The organism is Hyphomonas sp., assembly GCF_022844445.1.
GTDB lineage: Bacteria > Pseudomonadota > Alphaproteobacteria > Caulobacterales > Hyphomonadaceae > Hyphomonas.
Genome location: NZ_JALHLS010000003.1, coordinates 108,800 through 123,812, shown reverse-complemented (window position 1 = coordinate 123,812; position 15,013 = coordinate 108,800). Strand labels below are relative to the sequence as shown.

Annotated in this window: 13 protein-coding genes; 6 read left to right on the top strand and 7 right to left on the bottom strand. The window is 63.7% G+C overall.

The window, feature by feature from the left end; translation table 11 throughout:
• The first annotated feature begins 2 nt into the window (after nucleotides 1–2).
• Entirely contained in the window at nucleotides 3–1,049 is a 1,047-nt protein-coding gene (gene mutY / locus Q0C17_RS05230; protein ID WP_291202403.1) for an A/G-specific adenine glycosylase, read from the top strand.
• On the opposite strand, the gene Q0C17_RS05225 is transcribed toward mutY, so the two are convergent.
• The 5 genes from Q0C17_RS05225 to Q0C17_RS05205 all read right to left on the bottom strand — a co-directional run bounded on the left by Q0C17_RS05225 (nucleotide 1,027) and on the right by Q0C17_RS05205 (nucleotide 9,265).
• Nucleotides 1,027–1,644 (bottom strand): cold shock and DUF1294 domain-containing protein, encoded by a 618-nt coding sequence (locus Q0C17_RS05225; RefSeq protein ID WP_291202400.1) that lies wholly within the window; start codon nucleotides 1,642–1,644, stop codon nucleotides 1,027–1,029. The two genes, mutY and Q0C17_RS05225, sit on opposite strands and share 23 nt — an antisense overlap.
• Nucleotides 1,641–2,748 (bottom strand): peptide chain release factor 2 gene (gene prfB, locus Q0C17_RS05220; RefSeq protein WP_291202397.1). Its coding sequence is split into 2 segments (ribosomal slippage): nucleotides 1,641–2,678 and nucleotides 2,680–2,748, totalling 1,107 coding nucleotides; the frame shifts between segments, so codons are not numbered across the junction. The genes Q0C17_RS05225 and prfB overlap by 4 nt, the downstream gene beginning before the upstream one ends.
• Before the next feature lie 94 nt (nucleotides 2,749–2,842).
• Entirely contained in the window at nucleotides 2,843–5,443 is a 2,601-nt protein-coding gene (locus Q0C17_RS05215; protein ID WP_291202394.1) for a penicillin-binding protein 1A, read from the bottom strand.
• A 128-nt stretch (nucleotides 5,444–5,571) separates the two neighbouring features.
• Complete coding sequence (locus Q0C17_RS05210) at nucleotides 5,572–7,473, bottom strand: tetratricopeptide repeat protein (RefSeq protein ID WP_291202391.1); 1,902 nt, start codon at nucleotides 7,471–7,473, stop codon at nucleotides 5,572–5,574.
• 112 nt (nucleotides 7,474–7,585) lie between these two features.
• Complete coding sequence (locus Q0C17_RS05205) at nucleotides 7,586–9,265, bottom strand: electron transfer flavoprotein-ubiquinone oxidoreductase (RefSeq protein WP_291202388.1); 1,680 nt, start codon at nucleotides 9,263–9,265, stop codon at nucleotides 7,586–7,588.
• Nucleotides 9,266–9,372: 107 nt separating this feature from the next.
• Between Q0C17_RS05205 and Q0C17_RS05200 the strand changes: the two genes are divergently transcribed.
• On the top strand, nucleotides 9,373–10,161 hold the full coding sequence (locus Q0C17_RS05200; RefSeq protein WP_291202385.1) for a uracil-DNA glycosylase: 789 nt from the start codon (nucleotides 9,373–9,375) through the stop codon (nucleotides 10,159–10,161).
• Here Q0C17_RS05200 and Q0C17_RS05195 read toward each other — a convergent pair.
• On the bottom strand, nucleotides 10,158–10,634 hold the full coding sequence (locus tag Q0C17_RS05195) for a hemerythrin domain-containing protein (protein ID WP_291202382.1): 477 nt from the start codon (nucleotides 10,632–10,634) through the stop codon (nucleotides 10,158–10,160). The two genes, Q0C17_RS05200 and Q0C17_RS05195, sit on opposite strands and share 4 nt — an antisense overlap.
• Before the next feature lie 85 nt (nucleotides 10,635–10,719).
• On the opposite strand from Q0C17_RS05195, the gene Q0C17_RS05190 reads away from it, so the two are divergent.
• On the top strand, nucleotides 10,720–11,403 hold the full coding sequence (locus tag Q0C17_RS05190; RefSeq protein WP_291202379.1) for a TIGR04283 family arsenosugar biosynthesis glycosyltransferase: 684 nt from the start codon (nucleotides 10,720–10,722) through the stop codon (nucleotides 11,401–11,403).
• Here Q0C17_RS05190 and Q0C17_RS05185 read toward each other — a convergent pair.
• Nucleotides 11,400–11,930 (bottom strand): hypothetical protein, encoded by a 531-nt coding sequence (locus Q0C17_RS05185; protein WP_291202376.1) that lies wholly within the window; start codon nucleotides 11,928–11,930, stop codon nucleotides 11,400–11,402. The genes Q0C17_RS05190 and Q0C17_RS05185 overlap by 4 nt on opposite strands.
• An 80-nt stretch (nucleotides 11,931–12,010) precedes the next feature.
• On the opposite strand from Q0C17_RS05185, the gene Q0C17_RS05180 reads away from it, so the two are divergent.
• The 3 genes from Q0C17_RS05180 (at nucleotide 12,011) to Q0C17_RS05170 (ending at nucleotide 15,011) form a co-directional block, all read left to right on the top strand.
• The gene (locus tag Q0C17_RS05180) at nucleotides 12,011–12,613 is read left to right on the top strand and encodes a DUF2064 domain-containing protein (protein ID WP_291202373.1); all 603 of its coding nucleotides are present in this window, start codon (nucleotides 12,011–12,013) and stop codon (nucleotides 12,611–12,613) included.
• A 64-nt stretch (nucleotides 12,614–12,677) separates the two neighbouring features.
• Nucleotides 12,678–13,811: a PA0069 family radical SAM protein gene (locus Q0C17_RS05175; RefSeq protein WP_291202370.1), complete on the top strand. Its 1,134-nt coding sequence runs from the start codon at nucleotides 12,678–12,680 to the stop codon at nucleotides 13,809–13,811.
• 117 nt (nucleotides 13,812–13,928) lie between these two features.
• Complete coding sequence (locus Q0C17_RS05170; RefSeq protein ID WP_291202368.1) at nucleotides 13,929–15,011, top strand: site-specific DNA-methyltransferase; 1,083 nt, start codon at nucleotides 13,929–13,931, stop codon at nucleotides 15,009–15,011.
• Nucleotides 15,012–15,013 lie beyond the last annotated feature (2 nt).

Below are 15,013 nucleotides of genomic sequence, written 5' to 3'. Positions count from 1 at the left end.
GCATGGCCGGGAAAAGTGATGTGCCTCTCGCCGCCATCGTGGCGCCGCTGCTCGTCTGGTTCGATCGATCAGCCCGCACGCTGCCCTGGCGGACCAGGCCTGGCGTAATGCGCGATCCCTACCGTGTCTGGCTGTCAGAAATCATGCTGCAGCAGACTACCGTGCCTCACGCCGCGCCTTACTTTGCGGCCTTCACGACGCGCTGGCCCACGGTCGAGGCTCTGGCGGCGGCGCGAGACGAGGATGTGATGCAAGCTTGGGCCGGGCTTGGCTATTACGCGCGGGCGCGCAACCTTCTGAAATGCGCGCGCGAGGTGGCCGCTCGGGGCAGCTTTCCGGAAACCGAGGCGGGTCTGCGCCTGTTGCCGGGTATCGGGCCGTATACCGCCGGCGCGATTGCCGCGCTGGCATTTGGCGAGCGGACCCCGGCAGTGGACGGTAATGCCGAGCGTGTGTTCTCGCGTCTGCTTGCACTCAGGGAAGACTGGGCGGCGGCCAAGAAGCGCATTGGCCTGCTCGCGCGCGATCTTGTGCCCGCAGACAGGCCTGGCGCCTTTGCCGAAGCGCTGATGGACCTGGGCGCCACCGTCTGCACACCGAAGAAACCGAACTGCGCAATCTGTCCGCTGGCGCAGCTTTGCACCGCACGGGCCGAGGGCGAACCGGAGCGCTATCCGTTGAAGCCGGAGAAGGTGGTGCGACCCGTGCGCTACGGCGCCGCCTACGTGCTACGCCGGACGGGACATGTGTGGCTGGTGCGCCGGCCGCCTTCGGGCCTGCTCGGCGCAATGCTGGCGCTGCCTTCGTCGGAATGGCGCGATCTAAGTCAGGCGTTTGAGCCGCCACTGGACGCCGCGTGGCAGCGGGTCGGTCAAGTGCGCCACGTCTTCACGCACTTCAGCCTGCATCTTGACGTCTTGGCTGCCGAAACGCGCGACGCGAACCTGCCGGAAGGCTTCTGGGTGTCGGACGATGACCTGAGCGGCCTGCCGACCGTGTTCGCCAAGGCGGCCGCGCTGGCGGGCCTCAGCGCGCGGCGAAAACGTTGATCTGTACGAACGCCGCCATGTTGATGGCGACGCTCATCCAGAACAGTGTACGGAAGGCTTTCTTCTGCGTCTTGTGACGGAACACTTCCTGTCCAAGGATGCCGCCCGGCCAGCCGCCAACCAGGCCGATGAGCAGCAATATGGTTTCAGACACCCGCCATTGACGGTGGCTCGCCGCCAGCTTGTCGAGGCCGTAGCCCGCAAAGCAGGCAACGCTCGCCACGCCGTAAATGACGAACCAGTTGGATGAAATGCCCTGCACCGAATTGATTGCCAGCACGATGAACAGGAAGGCGGGGATGACCAGCATGCGCGGTCCGCGCTGAAGCACCTTCGAGAGGAGGCTCGGCTGAACTTTCACGTCCGGCGCAACGGCTACGCCGGTAACGCGCTTTGCCTTCGGCCGGCCGTCCTTGCCGATATCGAGATCAAAGTCGTACACGAGGCCGATTTCGATGTGGCGGCCTTCCTTGGCAAAGGCGCTGGCATGCACGAACACGTCCTGACCACCGCCCTCCGGCGCAATGAAGCCGAAGCCGCGCTCGTCATTCCAGCTCACGAGACGGCCGCGGGAACGAGGCGCCGCTCCGGTCACGCTGATTCTTCTTTCGACACCGAGGCCGCCAGAGAGGCAGAGAGGAAGCGGTCAATGTCGCCGTCCAGCACGCCGTCCGTGTCGGATGTTTCGACATCCGTGCGCAGATCTTTCACCATCTGGTAGGGCTGCAGCACATAGGAGCGGATCTGGTGACCGAAACCGATGGCGCTTTTGTCCGCATACTGAGAGTCCGCAATCGACTGGCGCTTCTGCAACTCGATCTCGTATAGCTTCGACCGCAGCATCTTCCAGGCCTCTTCGCGGTTCTGGTGCTGCGAGCGGCCCATCTGGCAGGAAACGACCGTGTTGGTCGGCAAGTGGGTCAGGCGGACAGCGGAGTCGGTCTTGTTGATATGCTGACCGCCGGCGCCGGACGCGCGATAGGTGTCCGTGCGCACTTCCGACGGGTTGATCTCGATCTCGATCTTGTCGTCGATGACCGGCGTCACGCTGACCGACGAGAAAGACGTATGGCGCCGCGCCGAGGAATCATAGGGCGAAATGCGCACCAGACGGTGCACGCCGGTTTCGGATTTAAGCCAGCCATAGGCGTTCTCGCCTTTGATCTGGAGGGTTGCCGATTTGATGCCCGCTTCTTCGCCTTCGCGCTCGTCGAGCTCTTCCACTGAATAGCCGTGCTTCTCCGCCCAGCGCACATACATGCGCCGCAGGATCGAGGCCCAGTCCTGGCTTTCCGTGCCCCCTTCGCCGGCGTTGACCTGGAGATAACAGTCGTTGGCGTCCGCTTCGCCCGACAACAGGGCCGCCAGTTCAGCTTTCTGCGCTGCCTCCGCCGCGCGGGCCAGAGAGCCATGGATATCCGAGAGCATGCCGGCATCCCCTTCGGCAAGTTCCATCAGCTCCGGCGCATCGGCGATCTCTTTCTCGAGCGATTCAACTGTCGCGATTCCATCCGCCAGTTTCTGGCGTTCCCGCATCAGTTTCTGCGCCTCGGCGGGGTCGTTCCAGAAGTCAGGCCGTTCAGAGAGGGCGGTCAGTTCGTCGAGGCGTTTGGTTGCCGTATCCCAGTCAAAGACGCCTCCGTAGCAGGGCCGCCGAATGGCGGATCTGGTCAATCAGCGAGCGAATTTCTGCAGACATGAGGAAGCAACCTTCAACTTAAGGGAAACGGTCTGGCATGGGCTATAACGCGCTGCGAAGCGCGGTCCAAGCGCTGTCTGCTCGCTCAGCTGCGTCAGAAGATACCGTCGAGATTCTCGTCGGCCGTGTCTTCAGGGTTTGAGCCGTCGGGGTTTGTCCCCGGTGTCTGCGTACCGTCACCGCAAGATCCCGAAATCGACAGGCAATCTTCTTGGCCGACGAACACGTTGAGACCAGGTTCGGTGCCAGGACGGAACGCTTCATCGATCACGCCGGGGCCGCCGCCCGGGGCGGGTGCGCCCGTGCGGGCATCGATCTTCACGAGACGCACGCCGGGCGGGATGCGGAACGGTGTGGCCGGTTCCTTCTCCAGGGCCTTTTCCATGAACTCGGTGAAGATCGGCGCGGCGAGCGAGCCACCGGCTTCACCTTCACCGAGCGAACGGTTGTCGTCAAAGCCGATGCGCACGCCGACCACGAGATCTGGCGAGAAACCGACGAAGATGGCGTCGCGGTAGTCATCCGTCGTGCCGGTCTTGCCGGCCAGTGGTTTGCCGACGCGCAATGCACGGCGGCCCGTTCCGCGCTCGACCACGCCTTCCATCATGTGGGTGATCTGGTAGGCGACGATCGGGTCGAGCACCTGGTCACGGATGTCGGGCAGCGCCGGCGGCTCCTGGCCGTTCCATTCATCGGCCTTGCACCCGTCACAGGCGCGCTGGTCGTTGCGATAGAGGGTCCGGCCATACCGGTCCTGTACACGGTCGAGCAGGGTCGGGGTGACCTTCTTGCCGCCGTTAACAAAAGCGGCGTAGCCGCGTACCAGATTGATCAGCTCGGTATCACCGGCGCCGAGCGACATGGCAGCGTAAGGCGGCAGCTTGTCGTAAACGCCGACCCGCTCAGCAAAGTCGGACACCGACTCCATGCCGATGTCCTGAGCCACGCGGGCGGTCACCTGGTTCAGCGATTTCTCAAGCGCCACCCGCAGAGTTACCATCCCGTAGGACTGACCAGCGGTGTAGTTCTTGGGCGCCCAGTATTTCTTGGTCGACACGTCATAGGAGACGAACGGCGCATCTAGCATACGGCTGGCCGGTGTGTAGCCCTTCTCGAGCGCCGCGGCATAGACGAACGCCTTGAAGCTCGAACCGGGCTGGCGCTTGGCCTGCGTGGCGCGGTTGAAGCTCGACTTGAAGAACGAATATCCGCCCTGCATCGCCAGCACGCGTCCGGAGTGCGGATCCAGTGCGATCAGCGAACCATCGACTTCCGGCACCTGGCGCAGCGTGGCGTTGCCCACCGGCATCATCAGCGGCTCGGCCGGCGGCCCGGCAATCGGCTTGCCATCCGGATCGAGTTTCACGTCTTCGTCCACAATCGGCGTCTCGGCTTCAGATGCCTTCTGGGCCTCGCGCTTGAACTCGGCGAGGATGACATGACCGACCTGCAGGCCGGCTTTTCCTTTTCCAGGCTTGTAGGTCTGGGCCCATTTGATCTCGTCAGAGGGCAGCTTGATTGTCTCACCATCCGTCAACAGCAGTTGGGCGGAGGTGGCGCTCAGCTTGGTCACCAGCGCCGCTTCCCAGGTGCCGTAGCCGCCCGGCAGTTTAACCGCTTTGAGGGCTTCAACCGAGCCGTCATCCACCGGCAGCGTCGTCACCGGGCCGCGCCAGCCATGGCGACGGTCATAGGCGATCAGGCCGTTCTGAAGCGCAGCCTGCGCGGCCAGCTGAAGGCGCGTGTCGATGGTCGAGCGGATCGACAGACCGCCCTGTTCCAGCGTGTCTTCGCCGTAAGTCTTGATCAGGTCGCGGCGCAGTTCCTGGACGAAGTAGGTCGTTGCGGCGTATTCCGGGCCGCGCAGTCGTTTCTTGGTCGTCAGCGGCTGGGCCTTCGCCACTTCGGCTTCTTCCTTGGTAATGTAGCCATCTTCAACCATGCGCCCGAGCACATAGTTGCGGCGCACCAGCAGGCGGTCCGGGTTGGTGTAAGGGTTGACGGCTGACGGCAGCTGCGCCAGCGACGCCAGGATTGCGGCTTCGGACAGGTCCAGTTCCGACAGTGACTTGTTGAAATAGTTCAGGGCCGCCGAGGCGACGCCGTAGGACTGGCCACCGAGATAGATCTCGTTGAGGTAGAGTTCGAGGATCTGCCCCTTCGTGAACTCTGCCTCCATCCGTTGCGCAACAATGGCTTCCTTGGCCTTGCGCTCAATGTTTTGGTCACGCGTCAGCAGCATGTTCTTCGCCACCTGCTGCGTGATCGTGGAGCCGCCCTGCATGCCGCCGTCGCCGGTTATCTTGTTCTTGGCGGTGGTCACTGCGCCGCGCGTGATGCCGGCATAATCGAGGCCGTCATGCGTGAAGAAGTTCTTGTCCTCGGCCGAGACAAAGGCCTGAATCACGTGTTCCGGAATCGACTCATAGGGCACGAACACCCGGTGCTGGTCGGCAAACTCCGCGATCAGCGTCCCGTCGCCGGCATGCACCCGCGAGGTGATCGGCGGCTCATACTGTTTTAGCTTGGCAATCGACGGCACATCCCGGCCGAGCGCGGCAAAGTAGGCCCAGACGGCGATCAGGGCGATCACCCCCAGCGCGAACAGCGCGATCGCGATCCGGCGCGCCCATTTTAGCTGCCCGGAATACTTGTCCAGGGTCGCGCGGAAGGTCGGAGGAGGAGCATCAGTCATCAACTATACCTGTGCGGTGATTCGACTGCGATTAGCCATGATCGCCCGTAACGGCGGAGCGTTCAGAGCGGTCGCATGCGTTTCCGGCGATACTATGGCGCGCGCGCGGCGGGCAAAAGAGGGCAGTGTCAGATGTCCCTGCGCTCGATCTCGAGGTCCTCGAGGGAAATCTCAGGCAGGGGGCGCTTCTCGGGCGGCGGGGTGCTGATGCCGTCCTTCAGCTTGGCGGCGATCCGGTCCCGGTCCCTGTTCGGAGGATAGTTTTCCAGCGCGTTCTGCCAGGCCGCCCGGGCATCGTCCTTGCGCCCTTCGTGCCAGTAGATGTCACCAAGATGGTCCTCGATCTCCCAGTGACTCTGCGGCGACAGGTCCTTGCGGGCGCTCTCGATCAGGCCCTTCGCGCGCTCGAGATCGCCCAGCTTGAACAGGGACCAGCCAAAAGAGTCCGCAATGTACGGATCGGAATCCGCCAGCAGCATCGCCCGGGCGAGAATCTTGTAGCCCTCTTCATATTTGTCGGTGCGCGTGATCAGGAAATAACCGAGCGAATTCAGAGTGTAAGGGTCGTTCGGACGGGCCAGTCGCTCGGACCGCAGGATGACAAGCGCGTCATTGATCTGCCCGGCCTGGCCAAGCGCATCGGCCAGCACCATGCGGCGCTGGTGCGTATCGTCCAGCTTGCGCGCATCGCGAGCATGGTCGGCCGCCATCGCCACGTCACCGAAGTGAAGGTAGACCGAACTTGCGGCGCCGTGGGCAGCGGCCTGTTCAGCGGCGTTTTCGGCGAGGCTCAGAAGTTCCGGCACCAGACCATAAGCGGCGGTCTTGTCGTCCAGCAGCGCCCGCAATTGAAGCGCGCCGTAGAGCGTGGACAGCCGGTCGTCTTCGCCGGTCAGCGCAAGCGCGTTATCGATGGCCTTGCGGGCGCCGCTCTCGTCGCCGCTCATCAGCAGCGCCTGCGCGGCCGACATTTCCAGCTGCGGCGAAGTTTCCGGCGCTGTCAGCGCAACATGCGCGGCGCCGTGATACAGCGCCTCTTCATACAGCGCATCGATGATGCCGCTGCGCAGGTTCTCGTTGGCGGGGTCGATCAGAAGGATCGACAGGTCGAACGCGGCGCGCTTGTCGTCGAAACCTTCGATATTGCCGCCCATCATGACGGTCTGGATGAAGCGCTGTTGCTGCATCGAATAGGACACGTCCGACAAGGCCAGCGCAAAGCCGGTCTGCACGGTCAGCGCCTTGTTCTTGAGGTTCTTGCCGGTCTCGAGGCTGTCGATGGCAGCGGCGTAGCTGGTCGCCTGTTCCGGCTCTGCGTCCGCCAGTTGCTGGTAGACGACCTTTGATTCCTCGATCCGCCCCATCCGCTGCAACAGCAGGGCATGGCGCACGATTACGGTGCTGATATGGGCGAACACGATGCCTTGCGGGTCGAACTCATGTTCCGGCGCCTGGATCACAGTCGGCGTCAGCGCGTCATAGACAGCGAGTGCTTCTTCATTGCGCCCGGCGGCCTCCAGCATGGCCGCAAGCGACAGGTCAGCGGTAATGCCGGGCATGCCGCCCGCCACTTCGCGGTGACGGTTGATCGCGCCTTCGAGATCGCCTTCCAGCGCCATTAGCCAGGAATCGATCCAGAGATAGAAGCCCGGCTGGTCGAAGTCCGCTGCCACATCGCCCGTGATGCCGAGGTAGGCGCGGGCACCGGCCATGTCATTGGCGGCAGCGCGGTCAAGCGCGAGGTAGGCGTTCAGAAAACGATCTTCTTCGCGCTCGGCTTCTGTCATCGCGGCGAGGAGCGTGATGTAGCCCGCTGTGTCACCCGCCTTGAGGGCGTCCACCGGATCGGGATAGCTCGCCCGTTGGCCCGTTCCCGTCTTGACGGCCGTTTGCAGCGCGGCAGGGGAGAGCGGCGTGGCCGCGGCTTCCGCCCCAAGCGTCGCCGTTCCCGCGCCGCTGGTCGGCAGGCTGCTACAGGCGGACAGGCCAAGCGCGAGGACCAGAGCGATCAGGGAAGGTTTCAGGGGCATAAGCGCGGAGACTCCACCTTGCAGACGGCCTGAGTGAAGCAGTCCCTTGCGGCAAGAGCAAGGCGCGGGAGGCTGTGAAACCGCAGGCGCGGTCTACACGCCTGCGTTATACTCACATGTTCGGATAAGCCGGGCCGCCGCCGCCTTCAGGCACCGTCCAGTTGATGTTCTGGTTCGGGTCCTTGATGTCGCACGTCTTGCAGTGAATGCAGTTCTGCGCGTTGATCTGGAACTTCAGGTCCGCGCCCGAGCCCACCCACTCGTACACACCGGCCGGGCAATAGCGAGCCGACGGGCCGGCATAGACGTCATGCTCAGACGCTTTCTGCAGCGCCATGTCAGCGACGATAAGGTGCACCGGCTGGTCTTCGCCATGATAGGTATTGGTGAAGGATACGTTGGTCAGCTTGTCGAAGCTGATGACGCCGTCCGGTTTCGGATACTCGATCGGCTTGAAGTCCTTGGCGGGCTTGAGCGATGCGGCGTCGGTCTTGGTGTGGTGCAGTGTCGGGAGGAAACCGAAGCCGACCAGCACGCGCATCCACATGTCCGGAACGCCGATCATGGCGCCGACCAGCGTGCCGAACTTCGACATCAAAGGCTTCATGTTGCGCACCGGCGAGAGATCCTTCCAGACCCAGGAGCTGCGCACTGCGTCCGGGTAGGAATCCAGCTCATCGCTCTGGCGTCCGGCAATGACTGCGTCGAACGCCGCTTCGGCGGCCAGCATGCCGGTCTTCATCGCGTTATGCGTGCCCTTGATGCGTGGCAGGTTCACGAACCCGGCCGAGCAGCCGATCAGCGCGCCGCCCGGGAATGACAGTTGCGGGATCGACTGGATGCCGCCCGACGTGATTGCCCGCGCGCCATAGGCCACGCGCTTGCCGCCCTTCAGATAGCGGATGACATCGGGATGATGCTTGTAGCGCTGGAACTCGCTGTAGGGGGCGAGATAGGGGTTCTTGTAGTTGAGGTGGACCACATAGCCGACAGAGACGAAGGCCTCGCCATTGTCGCGGAAGTGGTAGAGGAAGCCGCCGCCATCACCGTTCTTGCCCATCACGGGCCAGCCAAATGTGTGCTGCACGAGGCCTTCCTGGAATATCTCTTCCGGAACCGACCAGACTTCCTTCAGCCCGATGCCGAACTTCTGCGGGTCGCTGTCCTTGCACAGATCAAACTTCACCTGCAGCTGCTTGGTCAGCGAGCCGCGCGCGCCTTCGGCGAAAAGAACATACTTGCCGAGCAACTCCATGCCGGGCTGGTAATCCGGACCCGGCTTGCCTTCCCGGTCGATGCCCATGACGCCGGCGACGATGCCGCGCACGGCGCCCTTGTCGTCATAGACGATTTCCGAGGCGGCAAAGCCCGGGAACACTTCCACGCCCAGCTTCTCGGCTTCAGCCCCGAGCCAGCGGCAGACGTTCGCGAGCGAACCGATGAAGCAGCCATGGTTGCTCATCAGCGGCGGGAAGGGGGCCCAGCCGACTTCGGCCGAGCCGTTCTCGCCCAGCAGCTTGTAGCTGTCGGTTTTCACTTCCGTGGTGATCGGACGGTCGGCGCGTGTGCGCCAGTCTGGCAGCAGTTCGTCCAGCGCCTTGGGGTCCAGCACGAGGCCGGACAGAATGTGCGCGCCGATCTCGCCGCCTTTCTCGATCACGACAACCGAAAGGTCCTGACCCGCTTCATTGGCGAGTTGCTTGAACCGGATGGCGGCGGAAAGGCCTGCGGGGCCGCCGCCGACGATCACCAGGTCAAATTCCATCGACTCGCGTTCGGGGGCGTCGGCCATGGGTCACTCCTTGTTTGCGCTATGCGCCTTATCTCTATCCGGTTAAGCACTTACAGCGTGTTTCCCGAAGGTCCAGCCTGTCCGCAATGCCAGCCCCTGCGTCAAGAGTGCCGATTTCTGCGCTCACCGAATGGTGGGCGGACATGGGCGTGGGCATGGATACGGCGCTGGTCGAGGCGTTGCTGAAGTCCGCGCCCGCGCGCGAGGCCGCGGAAGAACTGAGCCAGTCGGCCGCTCCGGCAGCGCCCGCCGTGATCCGGCGGGGCGCCCGTACAGTCATCGATTGGGCGAACGAAGCGCGGGCGCAGGCGAAAGCCGCCACAACGCTTGAGGCCTTGGCTGAAGCCATCCGCGCCTTTGACGGCAGCCCGCTGCGGGCAGCTTGCGAGCAGGCGGTCGTCTATGACGGGGTTCCCGGCGCAAGCCTCATGGTGATCGGGGAGGGGCCCGGCGCCGAGGAGGACCGGCGCGGCCTGCCCTTCGTTGGCAAGGCCGGCCAGCTGCTCGACAAGATGCTTGCCGCGATCGGCCGGACCCGGGCCGAGAATGCCTTCATTACCAACGTCAACTACTGGCGCCCGCCCGGCAACCGCAATCCGGAAGCCGACGAACTCGCCGTCTGCCGTCCGTTTGTCGACCGGATGATCGAACTGGTGAAACCGAAACTTATCGTCGCCGCCGGCGGCATACCCGCCGTCTCCCTGCTCGCCAGCAAGGACGGCATCATGAAACTGCGCGGCAACGAATACGCCTTCTCCACGCCGGGCGGATTTCAGGCGCCTGTGATCCCGATTCTCCACCCCGCCTATCTGCTTCGCCGCCCGCAGGATAAGAGCCGCGCCTGGCGCGATCTCATGTTGATCGAGAAACGGCTGGCGGAGCTTAGCAGCGGTTAGTCTTCCAGCGCCTGTTCGGCTTTCTCGTCGACCTTGCCACGTTCCGTCTTCTTGAGGCTCGTGAACTCCGCGCCGATCGCGCCTTTCGAATCGGCGCCGATGACTTGCCTGGCCTTCTCGAAGATCTCTTTCTCTTCTTCTTCGATATGGTGCTCGTAGCGCTCTTGCAGCGCCTTGAACCGTGCAAGCCAGCCCGGTGAGCTGAACTTCATCTCGTGCAGGCCCTGAATCATTTCTTCCAGTTCATGGTGCTCCGCGACCGAGTGGCGGCCTTCCGGCTGGCCTTCGGACTCGGCAATCAGCTTGCTGTAGAAGGAAAGCTCCTCCGCGGCCGCATGGGCGCTTACATCATAGTAGAAGGTCTGCCAAAGCTTGCGGCGATCCTCGGAATCGCCTTGGGTTTTGGCCAGCTTAGCGAGCAGATCCCGGTGTTTGTCATGATCCGTCTTCAGCGTCTGATAGATCGTCGGCATGGGAAGGCCTCCTGCAATTATCTCCGCCATGAACGCCTCAGCCCGCCTTCCGTTCCCGCGCGCGCAGCGGACTGAGCACACCCCGATGCCCGCACCGCTGTCGATCATCATTCCTGCGCTCAACGCCGCCGGTGATCTTCCGTTGGCTCTGGAAAGCCTTCTGGCAGGCCTCGAAGCAGGCCTCATCCGGGAAGTGATCGTCGTGGACGGTGGCTCCGCGGACACCACCCGCGCGATTGCGGGCTCAGCGGGTGCAACCGTGATCGGATCGGAGCCTGGCAGGGCAAAGCAAATGCGCGCCGGCGCGGCTGCCGCGCGCGGCGAATGGTTCTTGTTCCTCCACTCAGATACCGCGCTGTCACGCGACTGGGCCGAGCGTGCCGCCGCGCATATGGGAACACGTTCCGGCATGGCGGCTGCCTTTTCGCTCAAGTACCGCTCCGACGCCCGCGAAGCTCGCTGGCTGGAACGCCGCGCCAATCGCCGCGCGCGGTGGATCGGTTTGCCCTACGGCGATCAGGGCCTTCTGATCTCGCGCGCGCTCTACAATGAAATCGGCGGGTATCCCGACGTGCCGCTGATGGAAGACGTGATGATCGTGCGCATGCTCGGAAAGCGCCGTCTCGTCATCCTTGATGCCGAAGCGCGCACGTCTGCAGCAAAGTATGAGCGCGACGGATGGCGCAGACGCGCCTGGCGCAACGCCTGGCTGCTGACGCGTTTCCTGATGGGCGCGAGCCCGGAAAAACTCGCGAAAGCCTACAACTAGTCTTCGTCAGCCCACCAGGCCGGGTCGGCAAACCGTTCAGCGTAAGTGCTTGTCAGGTAGGCGCGGAAAAGCGCGTAGTCAGTCACCGTGCAGGCATAGGGATCGGTGCGCACGACACCGGCTTCGGCCTCGAGGCCCCGTGCAATCTCGCCGCAGCCTGGCATGGCGAGATCGAACCGGGGCGCACTGCCTACCGTCGCATTGACCGGCCGCGCTACGACATAGCTCCACGCCACTTCGCCGCCTTCGCGAAGTTCCGCCTCACCGATCCAGACCGGCACGCCGCCTGCCTCCGTCAGCGCTTCAAAACGGATGTGCAGGTCTTCCTCCTCGCCATCTTCGGGTTCCACGACATAGCCGTCGCCGGACGGCAGGGCGATCCGGCATGGTGGGTCATCCGGTGTGCAAAGCGCAATCGGCCCGCGCGCCAGCAGTTCGCCTTCGGCGATGTAGGGGGCCTCGGACATGAAGCAGGCGCCGAGCAGCGGCGTGGCGGCCAGTGCGATCAACCAGGCATGCAGTTTCATGGCAGGCTCCCTTGCTTGCGTTTCAAGGCACGTCCGCCCACTGTCCGCCTCGTTTCCGGCAAATCCAAGGCCCCCAGTGCATGCGTCCTGCTATCCTTTTCGTATTTGCCAAGCCGCCGCGCATCGGCCTCTCGAAGACCCGTCTGGCAAAGGGCCTGGGCCTCACGACCGCCCGGCGCATTGCCGCCTTCACGCTCGCCCGGACATTGCAGGCCGCGAAGGGCAGCGGCTGCGCGGTCACGATTTATGTCGCGCCAGACCGGCTCGTCCGGGCCGCGCAGGCCGGTCAGACGTTCGCGGGATTGCCACTCGCGCCGCAGGGAAGCGGCGGCCTCACCGAACGTCTTGGCCTGGCGCTGCACCATGCGCCGCCCGGTCCGGTACTCTTCATCGGCGCCGATGCTCCGGATGTTACCGCGGGCAAACTGCGCGCAGCCGTCGCCCTTTTGCGCAGGAAGGACGCGGTATTCGGTCCCGCCAGTGATGGTGGCTTCTGGCTGTTTGGCCTGCACAAGGGGCCGCGCGCCCACGATCCGTTCGGAGGCGTGCGATGGTCCGGCCCGCATGCGATGGAAGACGTCTGGAGCAACTTGCCGCGTCACAGCCGCATCGGCCTTCTGGAGCAGCTGACCGACATAGACGAAGCCGCCGACTGGAAGGCCTGGACCCGGGGCGCCCGCTGAATTCCCCAAAAAGCCATCCGTAAAGTTCTTGCTATGTTCTTTTTCCTGTGGCTCTCATGCGGCCATGAGAACCGGACAGAAACTGAAATCTTCAGGGCGGGTTACGCTGATCGAGACTTCCGAGGCTGGCGAGCGCTTCCACCATCGTGGGCGCGGCGCGGTTTCCAACCAGACCGGCCGCTACGAGGCCCAGACGCACGATCCTTTCGATGACGGCTGGGGCACGATCGAGGACGATGCCGCGCCGCTCGAGACGCTCCTGATGGACGAAACCGCCCGCACCATCATCACCTTCAACAATTCGCCGGACATCAACTTCGACCGCACGGTCAATCCGTACCGGGGCTGCGAGCATGGCTGCATCTACTGTTTCGCCCGCCCCTCGCATGCCTGGGCCGGGCTGTCGGCCGGGCTTGATTTCGAGAGCCGGCTTTTCCGCAAGCAGAACGCGGCAGAATTGCTTCTGAGGGAAATTTCCCGGCCCGGCTACGTGCCGAAGCCCATCGCGCTGGGCATGAACACGGACGCCTACCAGCCGGTGGAGCGCGGCGAGCGGCTGACACGGCGCCTCCTTGAAATCCTGTCGGACCACAACCATCCCGTCAGCCTGCTGACGAAATCGGCACTGATCCAGCGCGACATCGACCTTCTCGCCCCGATGGCGGAGAAGGGGATTGTCCGCGTTGGTTTGTCAATCACGACGCTCGACCGAACGCTCGCCCGCAAGATGGAGCCGCGCGCTGCAACGCCTGCGCGCCGGCTGGAAACGGTCCGCGCGCTCTCGTCGGCAGGTATCCCGGTCTCGGTGATGACCGCGCCGATCATTCCGGGCCTGACCGATCACGAGATTGAATCCCTGCTCGAAGCCGCCAGTGACCATGGCGCAGCCGGGGCGGGTTATGTCGTCCTGCGCCTGCCGTTCGAAATAAAGGATCTCTTCCACGAATGGCTGGTGGAGCATGTGCCGGACCGGGCTGCCCGGGTAATAAACCTCATCCGCGAGATGCGCGGCGGCAAGGATTATGACGCCAGATGGTTCGAGCGCGGTCGAGGCCGCGGACCGGTCGCGGACCTGATATCACAGCGCTTTCACAAGGCAGCGGTTCGTTTCGGGCTCAACACACCGCGCACGCCTCTTCGCACCGATCTGTTCCGTCCGCAGGCCACGCCGGAGGGGCAGCTGCTGCTCGGACTGTAAACGCCGCAGCAGGTCCGGCGCGCACCGGTAACCTTTCGTTCGTCTTTCCGTAACGCGGTGGTAACCGGCGCATCCCAGAGATTCCAGGGCACGTAGATTTCAGCGGGGCCCCCGAAAATGACGATCCAGAAGAACACGATTGCGCAAGGTGACTGTATCGAACTCCTGTCGCGCATTCCCGACAAGTCGGTTGATCTCGTGTTTGCAGACCCGCCCTACAATCTTCAGCTCGGTGGCGGGCTGACCCGTCCGGACCAGTCGGTCGTCGACGGCGTCGATGACGAATGGGACAAGTTCGCCAGCTTTGACGAATATGACCTGTTCACGCACCAGTGGCTCGAACAGTGCCAGCGCGTCCTGAAGGATGACGGCGCCATCTGGGTCATCGGATCCTATCATAATATCTTCCGTGTCGGGAGCATCCTGCAGGATCAGGGCTTCTGGATTCAGAACGATGTGATCTGGCTCAAGACCAATCCGATGCCGAACTTCAAGGGCACCCGCTTCCAGAACGCGCACGAGACGCTGATCTGGGCCGGCAAGAACCGCGACGCGCGCGTCACGTTCAACTATGACGCCCTGAAGACCTTCAACGAAGACAAGCAGATGCGCTCTGACTGGGTGATCCCGCTTTGCACCGGCGGCGAGCGCCTGAAAGACGAAGCGGGCCGCAAGGCCCATCCGACGCAGAAGCCGGAATCTCTGCTCCACCGTGTCCTGCTGGCCACCACCAACCCCGGCGATCTCGTGCTTGATCCATTCTCCGGCACCGGCACCACCGCCGCGGCCGCCAAACGCCTCGGTCGCAATTACATCGGCCTCGAGCGCGAGGACTCCTATGTCCGCCTGTCGCGCGCGCGCCTGAAGTCCATCGAACCGATGGATGTAGAAACTCTGGAAACCGAGCGCAGCAAGAAGTCGCTCGCCCGCGTACCGTTTGGTGCCCTGATCGATACCGGCTGGCTGAAGCCCGGCGATCGCCTGTTCAGCCCGCAGCGCCGCCACCAGGCCCGCATCCGCGTGGACGGCTCGCTGACGACCGGCTCGATGTCCGGCTCGATCCACCGCCTCGGCGCGCATGTGCAACAGGCACCTGCCTGCAATGGCTGGACCTACTGGCACTACGAAACCGAAAAGCGCGACCTCGCGCCGATCGACCTGCTGCGCCGCCGCTATCGCGATGAAATGGGTTTGAACTAGGC